The organism is Streptomyces actuosus (genome assembly GCF_016921115.1).
GTDB classification, from domain to species: Bacteria; Actinomycetota; Actinomycetes; order Streptomycetales; family Streptomycetaceae; genus Streptomyces; species Streptomyces actuosus_A.
Genome location: NZ_JAFFZS010000040.1, coordinates 47,552 through 67,079, shown reverse-complemented (window position 1 = coordinate 67,079; position 19,528 = coordinate 47,552). Strand labels below are relative to the sequence as shown.

The 19,528-nt window shown below is 70.1% G+C and carries 18 protein-coding genes and 1 pseudogene; 13 read left to right on the top strand and 6 right to left on the bottom strand.

The features are described 5' to 3' along the window. Positions 1 to 457: 457 nt before the first annotated feature. From JS756_RS31335 to JS756_RS31325, 3 genes are all read left to right on the top strand, one after another. Positions 458 to 1,159, top strand: coding sequence for a pentapeptide repeat-containing protein (locus JS756_RS31335; RefSeq protein ID WP_205386643.1), 702 nt, complete (start codon positions 458 to 460; stop codon positions 1,157 to 1,159). Continuing rightward, positions 1,135 to 1,284 carry a hypothetical protein gene (locus JS756_RS31330; protein WP_205386642.1) on the top strand — a complete coding sequence of 50 codons (150 nt, stop codon included), beginning with the start codon at positions 1,135 to 1,137 and terminating at the stop codon, positions 1,282 to 1,284. Before JS756_RS31335 ends, JS756_RS31330 begins: the two co-directional genes overlap by 25 nt. A 528-nt stretch (positions 1,285 to 1,812) precedes the next feature. Beyond that, on the top strand, positions 1,813 to 2,778 hold the full coding sequence (locus JS756_RS31325; protein ID WP_205386641.1) for an alpha/beta hydrolase family protein: 966 nt from the start codon (positions 1,813 to 1,815) through the stop codon (positions 2,776 to 2,778). 94 nt (positions 2,779 to 2,872) lie between these two features. Here the strand turns inward: JS756_RS31325 and JS756_RS31320 are convergent, their stop codons facing one another. Further along, complete coding sequence (locus JS756_RS31320) at positions 2,873 to 3,088, bottom strand: three-helix bundle dimerization domain-containing protein (protein WP_205386640.1); 216 nt, start codon at positions 3,086 to 3,088, stop codon at positions 2,873 to 2,875. Positions 3,089 to 3,368: 280 nt separating this feature from the next. On the opposite strand from JS756_RS31320, the gene JS756_RS31315 reads away from it, so the two are divergent. Then, on the top strand, positions 3,369 to 3,575 hold the full coding sequence (locus tag JS756_RS31315) for a YozE family protein (protein WP_205386639.1): 207 nt from the start codon (positions 3,369 to 3,371) through the stop codon (positions 3,573 to 3,575). 372 nt (positions 3,576 to 3,947) lie between these two features. On the opposite strand, the gene JS756_RS31310 is transcribed toward JS756_RS31315, so the two are convergent. After that, positions 3,948 to 4,865, bottom strand: coding sequence for a LysR family transcriptional regulator (locus tag JS756_RS31310; protein WP_205386638.1), 918 nt, complete (start codon positions 4,863 to 4,865; stop codon positions 3,948 to 3,950). 134 nt (positions 4,866 to 4,999) lie between these two features. Here JS756_RS31310 and JS756_RS31305 point away from each other — a divergent pair, with 134 nt between their 5' ends. The 3 genes from JS756_RS31305 (at position 5,000) to JS756_RS31295 (ending at position 7,617) form a co-directional block, all read left to right on the top strand. Then, on the top strand, positions 5,000 to 5,806 hold the full coding sequence (locus JS756_RS31305; protein ID WP_205386637.1) for an inositol monophosphatase family protein: 807 nt from the start codon (positions 5,000 to 5,002) through the stop codon (positions 5,804 to 5,806). Beyond that, positions 5,722 to 6,534: an NAD(P)-binding domain-containing protein gene (locus JS756_RS31300; RefSeq protein WP_307791261.1), complete on the top strand. Its 813-nt coding sequence runs from the start codon at positions 5,722 to 5,724 to the stop codon at positions 6,532 to 6,534. Before JS756_RS31305 ends, JS756_RS31300 begins: the two co-directional genes overlap by 85 nt. 657 nt (positions 6,535 to 7,191) lie before the next feature. Beyond that, positions 7,192 to 7,617 carry a tautomerase family protein gene (locus tag JS756_RS31295; protein ID WP_205386635.1) on the top strand — a complete coding sequence of 142 codons (426 nt, stop codon included), beginning with the start codon at positions 7,192 to 7,194 and terminating at the stop codon, positions 7,615 to 7,617. A 33-nt stretch (positions 7,618 to 7,650) separates the two neighbouring features. Here the strand turns inward: JS756_RS31295 and JS756_RS31290 are convergent, their stop codons facing one another. Then, positions 7,651 to 8,562, bottom strand: a complete 912-nt coding sequence (locus JS756_RS31290) for a LysR family transcriptional regulator (RefSeq protein WP_205386634.1) — start codon at positions 8,560 to 8,562, stop codon at positions 7,651 to 7,653. A gap of 29 nt (positions 8,563 to 8,591) precedes the next feature. On the opposite strand from JS756_RS31290, the gene JS756_RS31285 reads away from it, so the two are divergent. Next, a complete protein-coding gene (locus JS756_RS31285) occupies positions 8,592 to 9,044 on the top strand; it encodes a hypothetical protein (RefSeq protein ID WP_205386633.1) in 453 nt (150 codons plus the stop codon). Next, the gene (locus JS756_RS31280; RefSeq protein ID WP_205386632.1) at positions 9,044 to 9,208 is read left to right on the top strand and encodes a hypothetical protein; all 165 of its coding nucleotides are present in this window, start codon (positions 9,044 to 9,046) and stop codon (positions 9,206 to 9,208) included. Before JS756_RS31285 ends, JS756_RS31280 begins: the two co-directional genes overlap by 1 nt. A 36-nt stretch (positions 9,209 to 9,244) precedes the next feature. On the opposite strand, the gene JS756_RS31275 is transcribed toward JS756_RS31280, so the two are convergent. Further along, a complete protein-coding gene (locus JS756_RS31275; protein ID WP_205386631.1) occupies positions 9,245 to 10,141 on the bottom strand; it encodes a DUF3152 domain-containing protein in 897 nt (298 codons plus the stop codon). Positions 10,142 to 10,269: 128 nt separating this feature from the next. Between JS756_RS31275 and JS756_RS31270 the strand changes: the two genes are divergently transcribed. The 4 genes and pseudogenes from JS756_RS31270 to JS756_RS31255 all read left to right on the top strand — a co-directional run. Further along, positions 10,270 to 10,962: a response regulator gene (locus JS756_RS31270; RefSeq protein ID WP_205386630.1), complete on the top strand. Its 693-nt coding sequence runs from the start codon at positions 10,270 to 10,272 to the stop codon at positions 10,960 to 10,962. A 77-nt stretch (positions 10,963 to 11,039) separates the two neighbouring features. Then, positions 11,040 to 12,479, top strand: a complete 1,440-nt coding sequence (locus JS756_RS31265) for an ATP-binding protein (RefSeq protein ID WP_205386650.1) — start codon at positions 11,040 to 11,042, stop codon at positions 12,477 to 12,479. Then, positions 12,476 to 13,114, top strand: coding sequence for a GerMN domain-containing protein (locus JS756_RS31260; RefSeq protein ID WP_205386629.1), 639 nt, complete (start codon positions 12,476 to 12,478; stop codon positions 13,112 to 13,114). The genes JS756_RS31265 and JS756_RS31260 overlap by 4 nt, the downstream gene beginning before the upstream one ends. Positions 13,115 to 13,331: 217 nt before the next feature. Continuing rightward, a pseudogene (locus JS756_RS31255) lies at positions 13,332 to 13,775 on the top strand (transposase); the annotation flags it as partial. Here the strand turns inward: JS756_RS31255 and JS756_RS31250 are convergent. Then, entirely contained in the window at positions 13,759 to 14,301 is a 543-nt protein-coding gene (locus tag JS756_RS31250; protein WP_205386628.1) for a GNAT family N-acetyltransferase, read from the bottom strand. The pseudogene JS756_RS31255 and the gene JS756_RS31250 overlap by 17 nt on opposite strands. A gap of 148 nt (positions 14,302 to 14,449) precedes the next feature. Next, positions 14,450 to 19,066, bottom strand: a complete 4,617-nt coding sequence (locus JS756_RS37205; RefSeq protein WP_307791259.1) for an arabinofuranosidase catalytic domain-containing protein — start codon at positions 19,064 to 19,066, stop codon at positions 14,450 to 14,452. Positions 19,067 to 19,528 lie beyond the last annotated feature (462 nt).

Genomic DNA, 19,528 nt, shown 5'->3' with positions numbered 1-19,528 from the left:
TTTCGGCCGGGGCGCCGGGTCGGATCCGGCGGGAGTGGTGCTGGTCATGAGGGGGTGGTTCTCCTGTCGTGCCCTCTCAGGCTAACCCGACGAAGCGGGACGTCTCACCCAAGGCTGACAGAGAGGGGACACCTGGCGCTACACCTGGGACGAGGAGAACCGCCTCATTGCCTGCGTCAGCCCCGACGGTACTCCGTGGACGACGCCTACGATCCGCTGCAGGCGGCGCACGGCCAAGCACCGCCTGGCCGACGACGGGCGCACCGTCGTGTAGTCCGTCCACTTCACCTGGGACGGTACCCGGCTGGCCGAGCAGGCAGACACGACCCACCACCTCACCACCACCAGGGACTACGAGGGCCACCGTCCGCTGACCCAGTTCGAGCGCCGCATCAGCCCCGGGCGCCGGCCCCAGAGCGAAGTCGACGCGCGCTTCTTCGCGATCGTCACGGACCTGGTGGGCGCCCCCAGCGAACTCGTGACCGAACAAGGCGCGTTCGTTTGGCGTGGCCGATCGACCGTCATCCGCATCCCCGGCCACGCCACCTGCCTCGCCCACCTGACCGGCACCGACCGCGACACCTACCTGGCGGGCCTGACTCCAGGCGCCGATATCGACCACCGCGGAACCCCGTTCACCGAAGACCTCCTGAACCGACTCCTGACCGCCCTTCGCGACCCCACCCCCCAGCGCCCCTGTCTCGGCGACGCGAGGTTCAGCGAGGCACAGTTCTCCGGCAGGGCCAGGTTCGGCGGGGCACAGTTCTCCGAGGCCGCCGGGTTCAACAGGGCGCAGTACTCCGGCAGGGCCGAGTTCGGCAGGGCGCTGTGCCCTGTGGTTTCGTGGTGGGGGCCGGTGGTGTGTGCGGGGGTGCTGGATCTGTCGCGTGCGGTGTTCGGGGCTCCGGTGACGCTGGAGATCGCGGCGCGTGAGGTGCGCTGCACACGAACGCGACGGGAGTCGACAGCCACCGCACGGATACGTCACGCGTCCGTGGATCTCGGCTACGCGGCACTTGCGGATCCCGTCGCGGTCACCGCACACCCCGCGCCCTTCACCACCGCAGACGCCCATGTCGTGGACGAGAGTCTCCTGGCTGGCCCCGCAACGGTGCGGGTGGCGTCGGTACAGGCGTGGACGCCGCCCTGCTGGTCCTGACCGACACCGACCTGTCGAGTATCGGGAGTGTGCTCGAGTTGGTCGGTTCGCGCATGATCTCGCCCCGGATGTCCGTCGGCTCGATGGTGCATGCGATCTGCGTCACCGGGGATTCGTCGGCGTAGCAGGCCTTGAGCCAGCCGTCCCCATCCTCCAGGACCGGGGGCCCAGGCGGTGGGCGACGAGCCGGGCACCACGCGGAAGAACCCGCTGCGCAGGAACTCGTGCCGGGGTACCGCCGTGGCGGCGCCCTTCCACGATTGCGTGCGCAGGGAACCAGTGGCGGTCATGTTCTCGATGAGCTGCCGGAGGAGCTTGCCCCACGGCTTCGCGGTGATGGTGCCCTGCGGAGCCGCCTCGCTGGTGGGCATGCGGTCGGTGTGGACGAACATGCGGCTCCTTCGTGTCGCAGTTCCGAGGTGGGAGGGCGGGTCCGCTGCAGAGGTGGAGCCGGGGGCGGCTCCGCGGGCCCGCTCGACGCCAAGCCGCCTGTCCTTTCCCGCACCACTTGACAAAGCGGAACATCGTTCCGGATATTTGTGGAACAGTGCTCCGTTTCACCGTGACCGAAGCGGGCCGCTTCTGAGCCCCCTCGTCCTCCTGCCGTGCCGGCACGAGGCGGGTGGGCCCCGCACGAAGGAAGCCGACTCATCATGAACGCAGCCACCGCCACCACGAACAACGCCTTGGGCTCGCCCACCCCGGTCCTGTCCTTCGGCCCGGTCGTGCTGTCCGTACCCGGACGTCCCGTGGACCTCCAGGTGCGCGTCTCCGCACCCGCCACCGGAACCGGGCTCCCCGTCGTCCTCCTCTCCCACGGCCACGGCCCTTCGCACCGCCTCTCCTCGCTGCACGGCTACGCGCCGCTCGCCGACTTCTGGGCGGCACACGGGTTCGCCGTCGTCCAGCCCACCCACCTCACCTCCAGGACGCTGAGCCACCTGGTCGCCGACGCCCCCGGCGCACCGTCGTTCTGGCGCTCCCGGGCCGAGGACATGACGCACATCCTCGACCGGATCGATGTGATCGAGAGTGCCGTGCCCCAGTTCGCCGGGCGGATCGACCACAGCAAGGTCGCAGTCGCCGGACACTCGCTCGGCGGCTTCACCGCCGCCCTCCTGCTGGGTGCCGGGATCACCGACCCCGGCACCGGGGACGTCGTGCACCTCACCGAGCCCCGGATCAAAGCCGGCGTCCTGCTCGCCGCGCCCGGCAGGGGCGGCGACGTCCTCAACGGGCCCATGGCCCGGCAGTGGCCGATCATCGGGGCCGTCGACTTCTCCACCATGACCGCACCCGCGCTGGTCGTCGCCGGCGACAAGGACGACTCACGGCACTTCACGGACATGGGGCCCGGCTGGCACGCCGACCCCTACACCCTCGCCCCCGGCCCCAAGGCCCTGCTCACCTTGTTCGACGCGGAACACGGCCTCGGCGGGATCGCCGGCTACGACGCCGCCGAGACCACTGACGAGAACCCCGAGCGCGTCACCGCCCTCGCCCGGCTCACCGCGGCCTACCTCCGCTCCCGGCTCCACCCCGGCGACGACGCCTGGCGGACGGCGAGCCATGCCCTGACGACCGGTACCCGTCCCGTCGGACGAGTCGAGTCCAAATGACGCCGGCCCTGCCTCGGCCGTCGCCTACCCGCGGCTGCACCGGGACGGCCGCGGCGGCGGGTGACACCGCGCCGCCGCGGGAGCCGGCCCGGAGTCAGGTGTCGACTTCGGTGCGTTCGCCGGAGGGCAGCAGGTCCTGGACCCGGCGTTCCATCAGGACGGGCAGATAGGTGCGCACCCGCGCGTACCTGAGTTCTTCGTACGCGGTCTGTACCGAGTCTTGGACCAGGCCGATGTCCAACTGGGGGTGTGCCTTCACCAGCCGCTCGGTCACCTGGCGGACAGTGAGTGCGTCGTCTTCCGATTCCACCACCGGGCACCTCGATCTTCCGTCGGGGATCGCGTTCCCCCAGTCTCGCGGAGCCGCCCACAGCCGGGGAGTCGATCTTGCGCCGACGTGGCGCGGCCGATCACCGGACCCGTTGGCTGGAAGCTGCTGAGCCCGTTCCGGCGATCCCGACGACCGAGTACGGTGCGTCACGACGATCGGTGGTGGGCGGCTGACTGCGGGCTGATCACCGGCCGCTTCAGCACGTCGTCACCCGGCATCGTGAGCCGAGGCCGGTGATGCGGGAAACAGGGATGGCTCCATGAGCGGGTTCACGGCGTGGCTGCTGCGGCATGTGGCGGACGAGGGCGCGATCGGCGAGTTCGCCAGGGCGGCTGCCGCCGATCCGGACTGGCCCCAAGGCCCCGACCGGCTCCAGACGTTCGCGCACCACCTGGAAAGTGGCGGGGCCACTCGCGCGACACTCCAGAACCTCACCGACGCCTGGATCCGCTACGCGTCCCGTTGAGGGCGTCCCGCCCCGCGACATCGGGAGCGCTCGCGGACACCGGGAGTGGAGGAGCGGGCGAACGGGTGAAGCGGACGGCGTCCGGCGGTCCACCGGCACCGCTGCCGAGCCCGGCTCCTGACCCGCGGAATCCGCACTCAGGAGCGGCCCCGGGCGTCGGCGGACGTGGCCACCCCGTTCATCGGGCGGCGGCCGGCGATACTGTCGAGGGCCCCGCGTCCCGCCCGGTCCGCGGCGCCCGGCACCGTACCTCGCCGCGTCGCCGGGGTCGTCCGCGCACGCTCGGTACCGCGGTACGGGGACGCTCCTCGACCCGGCGACGCACGGCACCGCATGCCGCGGCCCGATCCGGCGCGGCATCCCGAGCACGCCCTACCGCGGTGCGGTCGGTGGTGTGAAGAGGGCCTCCAGGACCCCGGCAGCCCGGTCGCGGAACCAGGCGTGCGCGAGGTCGTTGTCGTAGCGCCGGTGCCACATGGTGAACAGCGGGATCGCGGGCAGTTCGACGGGCAGTGCGAGCGTGGCCAGGCCCAGTTCACGTCTGGTGGTGCGGGTGACGGCGTCGGGGACGCAGGCCAGGAGGTCGGTGTCCCGTGCCAGGCGCAGCGCGACGGCGGTGGTCGGAGCCGCGACGACGACGTGCCGCCGCAGACCGAGTGCGTCCAATGCGTCGTCGACCGGGTCGGCCAGCCGTCCGCGGCGGGAGACGGTGAGGTGCTGTGCCGCGGTGTAGTGCTCGGTGGTCAGCGGTCCGCCCGCGAGTGGGTGGCCGGGGCGGAGGGCGACCACGAGGCGGTCCTCGCCGATGAGGCGGCTCCGGATGTCCGGCGCCTCCGGCAGGGCGGAGCCGGATTCCAGGTCGACCTCGCCGCGCCGCAGTTCGGGGGTGTCGGAGCCGGACTCCGCGATCAGGCGGACCTGTACGCCGGGGGCGTCCCGGCACACCCCCGCAATCAGCGCCGATCCGCGGGCCGCGGCGAGAGCGTCGTGCCAGCGCACCGTGAACACGCGTTCCAGCGTGGGGAGGTCGAGCTGCTTGTCGGCCGACAGGACAGCGTGGGCGCGTTGGACGAGGTCGTGGACCTGCCCGCGGATGGCCAGGGCGTGAGGGGTGGGACTCATGGTGCGGCCGGTGCGGACCAGGATCTGGTCGCCGGTCGCCTTGCGGATGCGTCCCAGGGAGCGGCTCATCGCGGGTGGGGTCACGTGCAGGCGGGCGGCGGCACCGGCCACGCTGCCCTCTTCCAGCAACGCGTCGAGCGCGGTGAGCAGGTTCAAATCCAAGTGCATGCCGGTAATCCTATTGCTTACTGACATGCACTTGTGGTTAATCCACGGGGCTTCTAGCGTCGCAGGAAGCGGCCCGCGTTCGTCGGACGGGCGTGCCGGAAGGCCGTATCACTTCACCTTCGGAGGGAAGTCCCATGTCTGCTGTCTCCGCTGCCGACGGGGTTCTGCTGTCCCAGGCCACTTCCGCGGTCGAGGCCGCAGGGGACGTACTGCGTGAGCGCCACACCCCGCGCTCGCGCGGGGTGGGCCTGACGGAGATCGTGGCCGAGATCCACGCGAACGACGCCGCGGTCCTCGACGTGCTCAAGGACCCCTTGCTGGCGTCCCGGCCCGGATCGCGGTGGGCGGAGGACGAACTCGCCGGCGGCGCCCTGCCGGGCGGAGAGTGGTGGGTCGTCGACCCCGCCGAGGGGAACATCAACCACGTCCACGGCATGGCGGACTGGGCTGTGACCGCCACGCTCGTGCGGGACAACCGGCCGGTGCTGGCGGTGGTGCACCTTCCGCTGAGCGGGGACACCTACACCGCGCTCGCCGGTGCCGGCGCGGCACTCAACGGGGAGCCACTGCGGACGTCGGACAAGACGGACCTGGGTGCGGCCCTGACCGGTACCGGCCAGGCCAAGCCCGGCGAGGACGAGCACCTCTTCCGCAGGATGGGCGAGTCGGTCACGGCCATGCTGATCAACGGGCTCGTGGTCCGGGTGTCCGTGCCCGCCACGCTCCAGTTGATCCACGTCGCCGCCGGGCGGATGGACGCCTTCTGGCAGTTCTCCGACGTCCGCTCCGGCCTGGTGGCGGGTGCCCTGCTGGTCTCCGAGGCCGGCGGCACCGTCACCGACATCCAGGGCGCCCCCTGGACACTCGCCAGCCGCGATTTCCTGGCCGCGGCCCCCGGCATCCACCAGGCCGCGTCCCGGGTCCTGGCGACAACCACCTGACCCCAGGAGCCCCGGGGGACGGGCCGTCACCAGGGGCGGAACCGGCATCCGCCACAAGAACCAGCAAGGAGGACTCCGCCATGACCACCATCGGCATCCTCGGCGCAGGGCGCGTCGGCAGCAGTCTGGCCCGCAAGCTCGCCTCCGCCGGACACGACGTCACCGTCGGCTGCCGCACCCCCGACGAGAGGGCCGCGGCCCACGCGGCCGGCCCCCGTCCCGTGATCGCCTTCGCCGACCAGCGCACCGCAGCGGCCACCGCGGACATCGTCGTCCACGCCACCCCCGGCGACACCGCACTGGAGCGGTTGCGCGCATTCCGCGCCGAACTCGCCGGCAAGATCCTCGTCGACGTTTCCAACGCCACTCACGAAGCGCCCGACAGAATGCCCGGTGACCTGGTCCACCCGGGAAGCAGCCTGGCCGAACGCCTCCAGGAAGCCCTGCCCACCACCCATGTGGTCAAGACTCTCAACACCATGCTCTTCACGGTCATGACCGCCCCCGACACCCTGTCGACCCCGCCGACCGCCTACCTCTCCGGCAACGACGAGGCCGCCAAGGAGGCCGTCGCCGGGCTCCTGGCGGACCTGGGCTGGCACCGGACCTGGATCGAGGACCTCGGCGACATCACCACCGCCCGCGCCACCGAAGCCCTGGTCCTGCTGGTGCCGCACATCCTGCGCCGCCACGGCTTCACCCCGTTCGCCGTCTCGCTCGCACGGTGAGACACTCCCGGCCGGCTGCGCGTCCCGTGGCACCCAAAGGGGGTGCGCCGCCGGCCGTCGTCCCGCTCCGACCGGACTCCGCGGCGCCGCTCACCGGGCCGAGCAGCCCGCGGCGCACCACAGACGGGGCCCGTCGCGCACCCGCGCGGACGGGCGGGAACCCGGGGTCCCGGCGCCGGCACCCCCGGACTCCTGGGATGAGGGGGTCGCGCTCGGACCTCGACCATCCCGGGTGTTTCCCGGACCGGGGATGTCATTCACCGGGTCCCGAGACGCGGAGTCGGCGCCATCGATTTCAGGTCGGCCGGAAATGCGGGAGAAAGGTATTGCGGAGATGCCGCCGCCCACCGGCTCAAGGGCGGTCGTCCAGAACGCGGGACGGCCGTTCAGGGCGGTATTTCCGGTCGGCCGGACGCCTCGGCCGGCCGGCGGCCGGTCAGGGGGGAACTCGTCATGCGGCGATGTCGCCGGGCGCGCCGATCGAGGCGGCCGAAGGCGATCCGGTATGCCGGGTATCGCGTTTCCCCATGGAGCTGGACGGCACAACCGATCGGCATACCGGATATGCGGAATGATTGTTGGACGGGGTGCGATCGGAATGCCCACACTTGATGTCGGCGGCTCGGAGGGACCGGGCGCCGGACAAGGGAGACCCCTATGCCGATGACGAAGATCTACCTGCGGAAGGGAAAGTCGGCCGAGCACAAGCGGGCCATTTCTGACGCGATCCACGCCGCTCTGGTGGCGGTACTCGGGATTCCGGACGACGACAAGTACCACGTTTTCCACGAGCTCGAACCGGACAACCTGATCACGGCTCCGGTCGCGTTCGGGCTCGAGCGCCGACCGCAGGCCGTGTTCGTCCAGATGTACTTCGGTCACCGGCCTGAGGAGACGCTGAAGGAGCTGTACCGGACCCTGGTGGCGAACCTCCTCGAGGGTGCCGGCCTGGAGACCCGCGACATCTACCTCAACGTGGTCGAGTCACCGTCGCCGAACTGGTGGGCCGACGGCCGGATTCTGGATCCGGTCACCAGGTTCGACACCCGGATCGCTGCCGACAAGGTCCCCACGGAGCGGTAGCGGGCCGCACGGTTCGGCCGGCGGAAACGCCGCTCAGGCCAACGGCAGGCGTTCGGCGGCCTCGTGCAGACAGCGGGCGAGCTCGAGTACATCGGCGGCGGGCGCTCCGGGGAGCCTGGCAAGCAGCACCCGGCGGGTCACCCGGGCGCCGTCCACCACCCGGACCAGGCGCACACCCTCGGGCAGGAGGCCGATGAGCGACGGCGGCACGGTGGTCACGCCGCAGCCGGTCGCGACGAGGTGGAGCTTCGACACCCAGTCGCGGGGTCGGTGTCTGACGACCGGCTGCCGGGGCAGCGTCGGCCACACGCCGATGCCGGGCTCGCCCGCCCGGTCGGGACCCGCGATCCACTCGGCGTCCTGCAACTCGGCCAGGGTCGCCGTGCCGTCGCGGCCGATCGCGCCGGCCGCGGGGACGGCGACCATCAGGTCGCCCTCCACCAGGACGTCCAGGTCCAGCGGAGGGTTCTGGTCGTCAGGGCTGGGATAGGGCGGCCGGGCGGAGATCACCGCGAGATCGATCGTGCCGGCGCGCAGGCTCCGGGTGAGCGCGGGGGTGTAGGCCTCGCGGGTGAAGACGTCGATGCCGGGGCGCCGCTGCCGCAGCAGCGCGAGAGCCTCGGGGACCAGGGCCGCCCCGATGCTGGTGAAGGCGCCCAGCCGCAGCGTGGGCCGGTTCGGGGCCGGCTCGTGCAAAAGCCGTGCGGCCTGGTCGACCTCGTCGAGCGCTGTCGAGGCATGCCGCAGGAACGTCGCTCCGGCTGCGGTCAGCCGGACCCCGCTCGGCTGCCGCTCGAACAACGGGACGCCGGTCGCCTGCTCCAGCACCGCGACCTGCCGGGACACCGCGGACTGCGTGTATCCGACCGCCGCGGCCGCGGCGGTGAAGGATCCGGTCTCGGCGACCGCGCGCAGCACCCGCAGAGCAGTGGAAGACCACTCCATGACGAAAGAGCATACTCATGAGCAGCGACATGCGATCTGTGCAGGACCGCGGACCGGACCGGCTCGGTGGCCGACTCGCCCTCCTTGCTCCCGACGACCTCGACGGCGCGCAGATGCAGGCCTACCGCGTCCTGGAGCAGACGGTCGTCCCGGAAGCCGCTCACGACGGCTTCACCGTGCGGCTCCCGGACGGGCGCTTCATCGGCCCCTTCAACGCCCTGCTGCGGGTTCCCGAACTGGCCGCGGGGCTCGGCCGGTTCACGGCGGAGGTGACCGCGGCGGGACTGGCCGAGGACCTTTGGCAGGCGGTCATCCTGACCGTCGGCGCCGCGTGGCCGGCGCCCTACGAGATCGAGCCCACCGTCGTGCCGCACGCACCGCGGGGCTGCCGGAGGCCTCCGTCGAGGCGATCGTCCGCGGCGAGGCACCGGACGGGCTGGGGCGCCGGGCCGCCACCGCCCAGCGGCTGGCCGCGGCGCTGATGAGGCAGCGCGAGGTCGCGGACCAGCTGTACCACGAGGCGGTCGACCTGTTCGGCGAGCCCGGCATGATCACCGTGCTGTGCCTCATCGGGCAGTACCAGCTCATCTCCTCGATCCTGGTGTGCTTCCAGGTTCCGGTGCCGGACCCCGGGATCGCCTCCTGAGCATCGCCGGAACCGGGTCCGTCCGCCCCGGTGGGATCAGGGGAGGGCGGGGCCGGTGACGTACCTCCCGTGGGTGTCGTACGGCCAGACGTTGGGGACGCAGCCGTGCATGCCCTTGATCTGCTGCATCATCACGGGGGCCGGTTCGCCTCTGCCGGGGCAGCCGACGTGGCCGTGGCCGAGGAAGTGGCCGACCTCATGGTTGATGATCAGCGCGCGGTACGCGGTGACGTCCTTGGCGTAGACGGGAGTTGCCAGCAGCCAGCGCTTGAGGTTGACCATGACCTGTCCGCCCACGTCGCAGTTGAGTTCGCCGCCGGTGTCCAGGCCGTACCGTCCGCAGATGTCGTCCACGGTTGTCGGGGTGGCGACGCGCACGGCGAAGTCCGCCGGGCCGCTGGAGACGCGCTGGAAGGCCGACGTGCCGTTCGCCGTCCAGCCGCGGCGATCGGCGAGGATGCTCTCGACCTGGGCGGCGACGTCGGCGGCGGACAGGGAGAGACCGTCCTCGATGTCGACCCGGTAGCGCAGGGTCTTGCCCCGCCCCGCCCTGGCGCCCGTTCCGGGGGCGGTGGTGAACGTTCCTGCACCGGACGTGGGGACGGAAGGCACCGACGGCTTGGAGGCGGAGGCGGTGGAGCCCGGCGTGGAACGGTGGCCCGGCGGTCGCCGAGAGGGGCTTTCGGGGGGAACGGGGGACGGGCCGGGAGCGGCCGGGCCCGTGGCGTGGTCGGAACCGCCCGAGGCGGCGTTCCCTTCGGTGCCGGACGAGAACGACGTCCACCCTGCGGCGGCTGAACCTGCCAGCACCAGTACGGCCGCTGCGGCCAGACCCGCCGGCCGGGTCCGCTTCCCGTCCCTGCCCGCGGAGGCGTGCCTGCGGACGGGCCTGCGGCGACGGGAACGTGAGCGGGTTGTCTTGTGCGCGTTCATGGCCCTTCAGGCTGGGCGGGGGATGTGCGCGGACCTGGCCCGAGAGATCACGAAGCGATAACGAACCTCCGTATGATCATCCTGTAACAATGCTCTCCGCTTTTCGTTTCGGAGCCGATACTGATCCCATGCCACGTGTTCTGCTGATCGAGGACGATCGCGCCGTCCGGGAGGCCGTCGCACTCGCACTGCGACACCAGGGCCACGAGGTGACGGCCGCCGGGACCGGGGAGGACGGGATGACCCGGCTGCGTTCGTTCCGGCCGGACGTCGTCGTACTCGATCTGATGCTGCCCGGGATGACCGGCCTGCAGGTGTGCCGTGCGATCCGCAGCATCGACCAGGCGATGCCGATCATCATGGCGACGGCGCGGGGAGACGAGGTGGACATCGTCGTCGGCCTGGAAGCGGGAGCCGACGACTACGTTGTCAAGCCCGTCCAGGCGCGTGTGCTGGAGGCGCGCATCCGCGCCGTCCTCCGCCGCGCCACCGCCACCCGGACCGCCGACGGCATCCCCAGGATCGAGACCCATGGAGACCTGTCCGTCGACCGGGCCGGGATGTCCGTCACCCGGCAGGGCGTGCCGATCGCCCTCGCGCCGTCCGAACTGCGCTTGCTGCTGACCCTGTCCGCCTCGCCCGGCCAGGTGTTCAGCCGCCAGCAGCTCCTGGAGACGGTCTGGGAGCACAGCTACCACGGCGACGCGCGCCTCGTGGACGCCTGCGTCAAACGGCTGCGGTCCAAGATGGGGGAACAGGCCGGCCGGCCCCGATACGTCCAGACCGTGCGCGGCTTCGGCTACCGGTTCGGGCCTCGGTGAAGGCCCCCACCCCGGCGAAGGCCCCGGTCACGGACCGGATCGGACCACCTCGACCGCGCGGCCTCCGTGCTCGCCTGATCATCGCCTTCGGCCTCGTCACCGTCCTCACCGCCGCCGCCACCGGAGCCCTGACCTTCCGCGAGGCACGTACCGGCATCCTCCAGCAGAGCCAGGACGCCGTGATCAAGCAGCTGCGCGCCCGCGTCGACCGGCTCGCCCCCGCCCTCGGCTTCCCCCCGTCCGAGTCCGAACTGCGGCGCTTCGCGGTCGACCTCGCGGCCGGCGAGCAGTCCCCTGCCTGGCGCGTACTCGCCGTCTATCGAGGCCTGAGTGCCACCTCCGTCCCCGGTGACCCTTTCGAGGAACTGACGCCCGCACTGCGTGAGGCCGCGCGTTCCCACCCGTTCACGGCCTTCCAGCGGGTGCGCGACGGCGGGCGTGCATCACTCGTCGTCGGCATGCCGGTCACGTTCGCGTATCCGGCCGAACAGGGCCCTCGCGCATCCGGTGTCCAGGTCTTCCTGACGGTGCCTCTGGCGAACGAGCAGATGTACGTCGACGCCCTGGTCGCCGCCGTCGAGCGGGCCACCGTACCCGCCCTCGTCCTCGCCGTCCTGCTCGCCCTGCTGGCCGCTCGCGGAGTGCTGCGGCCGGTGCGCGCGCTGCGGCATGCCACCCGCAGCATCGCCGAAGGCCGCTTCGACACCCGGCTCACCGTCGACGGCTCCGACGAACTGGCCGATCTGTCGCGCACGTTCAACGAGACCGCCGCCGCGCTGGAGACCTCGGTGGCCGAGTTGCGCGACATGGAGGCACGCGCCCGCCGCTTCGCCGCCGACGTCTCCCACGAACTCCGTACGCCCCTGGCCGCCATGTCCGTGATCACCGACGTACTGGACGACGGGGCAGCCCGGCTGGATTCCGACACCGCCGCAGCCGTACAGCTGATCAGCACCGAGACCGTGAAACTGACGCGTCTGGTCGACGACCTCATGGAGATCGCCCGTTTCGACGCGGGCGCGGCCGTCCTCCATCTCGACGAGATCGATCTCGCCGAGTCCGTACGCCGCACGCTCGCGTCCCGCGCCTGGTCGGGGGAGGTGGACGCCCTGCTGCCCGAGCCCGGCGCACTGCGCGGCCGTGTCGATCCACGCCGCCTCGACGTGATCGTCGCGAACCTGGTCGGCAACGCGTTGCGGCACGGCGCACGGCCCGTGGAGCTGCGCCTGTCCGCCGAACGGGCGGGGCGGGAGACGCAGGCGGTCATCGAGGTAAGGGACAGCGGCCCCGGCATCCCCGACAGCGTCCTGCCCCATGTCTTCGAGCGCTTCTACAAGTCGGACACGGCCAGGACCCGCACCGAGGGAAGCGGCCTCGGACTTGCGATCACCGCCGAGAACGTCCGCGTGCACGGCGGCACCATCCGTGCGGCGAACCACGCCGAGGGCGGCGCCCTCTTCACCGTGGCCCTTCCCCTGCGACACCCCGACGACCGGTCCGCTGGAGGGCATCGATGAGACCCGCTCGCCGTTCCACCACCCCACTCCTGCGCCGCTCGCTCCTCTCGGCAGCCCTGTCGGTGCTCTCCGCCTGCGGTATCGCTCCTACCGGCGTGGTGGGGGCGGGAGCCGCCGCCACCGGTGTCCGGCCGACCGTGCAGCTCTACTTCGTCCGGGACGGCGCCCTGGTCGTCGTCCCCCGCACAGCCAACGGTCCGGTCGACGCCGGGAACGCCGTGGAGATGCTTCTCGGGGGACCGACCGGCCCGGAGCGGCTCCAGGGCCTGACCACCGAACTGCCGCGGGTGCCGGTCGAACCGCAGCCACCGACTCCGCCTCCCACCCGGGTGCCACTCGTGGTGGACATACGGACGCACGCCGACACCGTGACGATCGAACTGCCCCGGAATCTCAAGAGCCGTCTGCCCCACACCGCCGCCTACCAGCTGATCTGCACGGCCGCCGCGGCTCACCTCGTCAGCGACCCGGACATCGACGCGGCGCGGGTGACCCTGACGGGCCACACCCGAACCGGCCGATGGCGCACCGAGGGATCGAGCACCGGCTGTCCCCGGCGTACCACCCCCCTCGGCCCGAGCGCCACCCCCTCCGCCCTGCCCGGAACGGTGTCGGGGCGACCGAACCGCGGCTGACCCCGGGACGGCGCCCCGACCGTCTCTCCCGGGTTCCCCTCCCGCCCGCCCGCAGGCACGGGCCGTGCGCCGCACGGCCCGTGCCTGCACCGCAGCACAGCACCACGTGATCGCAGGTTTGTGACATGGTTCGTGGCGATCGTGTCGATGGCGTCGAGTACGCCCGGCGGATCAACGCCGCCGCTGATCTGGTCGAAGCGGGTATGCCCGCCAACCGACGCTGCACCTGGCCGTCGAACAGGGCCAAGAGCCCATGTCCATCGTGATCACGGCCGGACAGCGCGGGGATTCCCCGCAGTTCGCGCCTGTCCTGAACAAGGTCCGTGTCCCTCGTCTCGGGCCGGGCAGGCCGCGTACCCGGCCAGATCGGGTGCGCGCCGACAAGGCGTACGCCTCCCGGAAGAACCGCGCCTACCTGCGCCGCCGGGGAATCCGCTGCACCATCCCGGGCAAGGCCGACCAAGCACGCAACCGCAAGAAACGCGGTTCGCGCGGCGGTCGGCCGCCGAAGTTCGACCCGCAGGACTACAAGGCTCGACACGCGGTCGAGTGCGGTATCAGTCGCCTCAAGAGGCACCGGGCTGTGGCCACGAGGTACGACAAACTCGCGGTCCGCTACGAGGCCACTGTCCTCGTTGCCGCCGTCAATGAGTGGTTGTGACGCACTGGTCCGACGACAACTCGAACACCCGTACTCGCCGACCTCCGGTGGGATTGACCGTCTCACGGACCGGATGCATGCCCAGTTTGGTCATGATTCGTTCGGAGGCGTCGTTGCCCACTTGAGTGATGCTGACGATCCGCTCCAGCCCTCGCTCTTCGAACCCGAACCGTACAGCGGCCGCAGCGGCCTCGGTGGCCAAGCCCTGTCCCCAGTGGGAACGTCCCAGCCGCCAGCCGACCTCAACCGCCGGCAGTACCTCCGGCAAGAAGTTGGGCACCGAAAGGCCGGTGAACCCGGCCAGCTCGCCAGTGGACCGGATCTCCACGGCGAACAGGCCGAACCCCTGTGACTCCCACTCGCTCTCCCATGCCTGGACCCGGCCACGAGTCTGCTGTTCGTCAAGGACGCTGCCGTCACGGATCCACCGCATGACCGCGGCGTCGGCATTGACGGCAGCCATGGGCGCAACGTCTTCCTCGCGCCAGCGACGCAGGATCAAACGAGGAGTCTCAAGCGTGACCATCCAATCATTCTGGATCACAAATGGGCTCTCCTCCATCCTCACCAGGCACTTTCGACACACGTCCTAGAGGCGCCGGAGCTGCTTGTCGCGGAAATGCGCGTATTTCCGCGAGCGGCGGCCGGTGGCCCCGGCCGCCGCGGGCTGAGGGTCACACCGGCGGTGTGCCGTACTTGTCACTCAGGTCCTGCGTGATCCACGACTGGCCGATGGCCGGCAGATAGGTCTCCTGCAGGTGGTTGTTGGACCCGTCCACGCTGAACAGGCTGGTCCAGGTCAGGCCCCCGCTGGTGTCGAAGTGCAGGAGCGGCGACGGTGGCTGGTCCGGCGTGGGCGTGCCGTACTTGGCGGTCAGGTTCTGGGTACTCCAGTTGTCGCTGATGGCCGGCAGGTATGTCTCCTGCAGGTCACCGTTCGACGCGTTGACGGTGTACACGCTGGCGTAGCCTGAGTGGTAGAGCGCCGCCGGTGTCATGCCCGTCTTCACGGCAGGGGTGCCGTACTTGTCGGACAGGTCCTGCGTGACCCAGTCGTCCCCTATCGCCGGCAGGTAGGTCTCCTGCAGGTGATTGTTGCCATTGTCGACCGTGTACACGCTGGTGAACCCGCTGTGCACGGACACGGTCAGGGATGTCTGGATGTCGACTGCCGGCGTGCCGTACTTCGCCGACAGGTCCTGGGTTGCCCACGGGTCGCCGATCGCTGGCAGGTAGGTCTCCCGCAGGTGCTCGTTGGACGCGTCGATCGTGTAGACGCTGACCCAGCCGGAGTGCACGATCGCGACCGGCGAGGTGAACGCGTCGACGGTCGGCGTGCCGTACTTGGCCGACAGATTCTGCGACGTCCACGGGGCGCCGAGCGCTGGCAGGTAGGTCTCCCACAGGTTGCCGTTCGACCTGTCCTGCGTATAGACGCTGGTGTAGCCGTCATGGAACACCGCCGTCGGCGTCGTCTTCGCCGCCGGCGTGCCGTACTTCGCCGAGAGGTCCTGGGTTGTCCACGGATCACCCATCGCGGGCAGGTACGTCTCCTGCAGATGTCCGTTGGATGCATCGATCGTGTACACGCTGGTGTAACCGTTGTGCGTGACCGCGACCGGCGCCACGCCGCCCATCACTGCCGGGGTGCCGTACTTGGCCGAGAGGTCCTGGGTCGCCCACGGCTGGTTCATCGCGGTCAGGTACGTCTCCTGCAGGTGCCCGTTCGACGCGTCGACCGTGTACACGCTGGTGTAGCCATCGTGCACCACCGACCAGGTCGACGTGGCGAGTTGGGAATCCGCCACCGGCGGGGTGCCGTACTTCGCCGACAGGTCCTGGAAGGTCCAGTTGTCGCCGATAGCCGGCAGGTAGGACTCCTCCAGGTGGTTGTTGAACTGGCCCACCGTGTAGACGCTCGTCCAGGTCACGGCTTCGCTCTCGTTGGGGTGCAGCAGGGGTATCGGCGTGTCCGTGGTGGTCGGGGTGCCGTATTTCTGGGTGAAGTCCTGGGTGGTCCAAGGCGCACCTACACCAGCCAGGTAGGTCTCCTGGACGTCGTTGGAGCCTCCGTCCACCGTATAGACGCTGGTGTAGCCGGTGTGCACCAACGCGACGGGCTGTGTGCCCGGCGCCACCCATGGCGTACCGTATGTGGCGGAGAGGTCCTGGGTCGTCCATGGATCACCCATCGCGGGCAGGTAGGTCTCCTGCAGGTGGCTGCTGGCGTCGTCGACCGTGTAGACGCTGGTGTAGCCCTGATGAACGACGGCGGTCGGCGTCACCGACGTGGGCGGAGTGCCGTATTTTGCGGTCAGGTCCTGGGTCGACCATGGGTCACCCATCTTCGGCAGATATGTCTCCTGCAGGTGGTGGTTGGCGTCGACGGTCCACACGCTGGTGTAACCGGTGTGCACGGCCGCGACCGGCGACGACCCGGCCTGCACCTGCGGGGTGCCGTGCTTGGCCGAGAGGTCCTGCGTCGACCACGGGTCACCCATCTTCGGCAGGTAGGTCTCCTGCAGGTGGCCGTTGACCTTGTTCACCGTCCAGACGCTGGTGTAGCCGTCGTGGACCACCGCCGTCGGTGTCCAGGCCGTCGGCGGCGCGCCGTACTTGGCCGAGAGGTCCTGCGTCGACCACGGGTCACCCATCTTCGGCAGGTACGACTCCTGGATGTGCCCGTTGTCCGCGTCCACGGTGAACACGCTGGTGTAGCCGTCATGGGTGAGCGTGACCGGCTTGGTGCCGGGCATCACCTCCGGCGTCCCGTACTTGGCCGAGAGGTCCTGCGTCGACCACGGGTCACCCATCTTCGGCAGGTACGACTCCTGCAGGTGTCCGTTCGCCGAGTTCACCGTGTAGACGCTGGAGTAGCCGTCGTGGACCACCGCCTGCCCGGCCGGCGTCGAGGCACCCGTCGCGCTGCCGCCGGAGTTGCCCGCGTAGCCGGCCTTGACTATGTTCGCCTGGACGGCGTCGTCGGCGGTGTCGGACGGATATCCCGCCGTTATGACGCCCTCGAAGAAGGATCCCCGCGACCAGTTGCTGTTGTCGCCGCCGACGCCGAGCAGGATGGCACCTTCCTGCTGCATCGGCTTGTAGCCTCCTCGGGTCGGCAAGCCCCCCTGCCACCAGGTGCTGAGTCCCCCGCTCTGGGAGTCACCCCCCTTGAGCGCGTACGTCGTCCGGCCGTTGTTCTTCAACAGTGCGGTGACGAAGTTGCTGTTGTTGCCCTTGTTGGCGAGGTTGGAGCCGTTGTCGCCGGAGAACAGGCCGTTCTCCAGGTCCGCCTCGACCCACGGCCCGTTGCCCGTGCAGGGGGCGAAGTAGCACTTGGTGCCGAGGTTGACCGCGTCCATGTGCCCGTTGCCGGTGTCCCGGGTGTTGGTCTCTGCGTTGCCGAAGTCGTAGCAGCAGCCATCGTTCACGTTGGTTCCGCTGGCTACCATGTACATGCCCTCGGGCTGCCCGTTGACCGCCACCCCGCGGGTGTTGTTGTCGCGGTAGCCGGTACCGGGGGTGATGTACAGCCCGTACGCCTCGTCGCCGCCGACCGTGATCGGCAGCGCGGTAGCGTCGGCACCCTTGTCGGCACGGGGTGCGGCACCGCCGCCGGGCGCGATGGTCAAGTCGTTGCCCTGCGGCGACTGGTCGTAGAGCTCGGTCACCGTGCAGGTGGTGTTCGCGCAGAACGAGTCCTGGGCGGACGCCTTGACGTGACCGCCCGTGACCAGCAGGCCGACGTCGCTCGTCGCGCCGTCCGAAGTCCGCTTGACCTGGTACAGCGGCCCGTCATAGCCGGAATACATGGCCCGGGTCGTGCTGTACGCACCGACGCACGGGGTGCCGTAGTAGGTGTAGATGTCACACGGCGAACCGTTGAGCTGCGAGTCCGACGCGGGCTCGGAGATCCAGCCCATCGTCGTGGCCCATTCCAGGGCGCCGGTAAAGGAGTCGGCGACCTTCTGCTGACCGGTGTCGTTGAGGGTCACGCCATCGGCGGTCAGGTCGACGGTGGTCAGTGCGCCCAGGTCGGCCAGCACCACGCGCTGCCCGGCCGCCACTTTGTCCTCAACCATCTGCTTGACCGCCGCGTTGAACGTGGTCACCTGCGTCTCGTCGGCGGCGTTGGTGGTCGGTGCGAGGGTCGCGACCATGACGACCGCGGCGGGATCGTCGTTATGGATCTGATCGACCAGGGCCGACAGCCGGCCGGGCGCCCCGGACGCGTGGCCATGCTGGATGTCCCAGGTGCCCGCCTGCAGCATGACAACGTTCGGCTTGTATTTGGGTATGGCCGTCGCGTCCCGGCTGGCGATGGTGCTGATCTCCTCGCCGGAGGCGCCCTCGACCGGTATGCCGTCGCTCGACATGCCGGATCCGACGAAGTCCACTGACCGCTTGAAGTCGATCGACTCGGCGATGGTCCACCAGAGCTTTTCCTCGGTCTTCGTCTTGTTGGGCATGCTGCCGTAGATGATGTCGCCGTTGAACATGCCCCGCAGGTCCTGCGGCTCCGCGGCGGCCTGCATCCCGCCGAGCTGGACCGGGTAGTGGTCCGACTGGCTGCCGTTCTGGCGGGTGGCGCCGCTCGTCGGGGCACTCGGATCGTTGGTGACGAAGTAGTCGAGCTCGCCGCCGCTCTGCTGCGTGGCCTCACCGGTGGCATAGACGCGGGCGCCGGCCGGGAGCTGCAGCAGCGAGGGATCGCGGTTGTAGTCGCCACCGACGGTATAGGTGTAGTTGGCGTTCAAGCCGGTGATCGTGGTGTCGATCGCGCCTAGGAGCGCCCCGGAATCGTTGCCGCCGCCGGAGAGGCCATGAATGCTGAAGTACCAGTTGTCGCCGAAGCGGACACCGAGGGCCACCCGGCCGGCGTTGACGGGGTTGGGCACGACGATCACCTCGTCCGGCGTCGCCCGGGTGACGATCGCGATGTTGACCCGGCCACCCGTCCCGGTGCCGCCGTTGTTGTCGGTCTGCACGAAATACACGTTGGCCGTCGTGTCCCGGCCCGGTGCCCATACGAAGTGCCGCACCTGGTTCCCGTTGCTGTTGATCGGGGCGAACTCGGTGGCGCCGGGAGGGCCCGAGGGCCCCGCCTCCTGGATCATCACGATGGGAGCGTTGTGGCGGATGAACCCGGCCACCATCGTTCTCCACTTGGAGTCGGTTTGGGACGCACCTTGGATGTTGTTGGTGAGCAGGGAGGTCCGGGAGAGGGGCGCAGCGGCCGCGGGCGCGGCGTTATAGATGCCGCCCAGCAGGGCGCACAGCAGCGACGCCACCGCCAGCACCGCCCACCGACGGCGTCCGTCGCGGGGTGTTACTGATAGAAAGCTCACAAGACGGCCTTCTTCGGTAGATGGAGTGTTCGCGAAGGGTCCGTTGATTGGCTGCAGTTCCAGCCAGTGCGATGCCACTTGGCAGTCGTCACCGCGCCGACCAGCGAGAACGCCAGCGCCTGGAGTCACGCCTCCTCTCCATTGCACCCTCCCTGGTCAGACCACATCTTGTAACTCTAGGTGACGGGAATTCCGTCGAGCCCGGGTAAGGGGGCAGCAGTGGCCTCTTCCACTCCAGCTCCAGCTCCAGCTCCAGCTCCAGCCGCAGCTTGACCCGCGCGCTGATCTTCTCGAAGAAGATCCGCTTGCACTGCGCGAGCGCGAGGGCGTCGCCACGGCCGTGCCGCCGCCCGCGTCCTGACAAAGGCACGGCCCCTTCCCAACCTCAAGTCGAGAAGCGAGGCG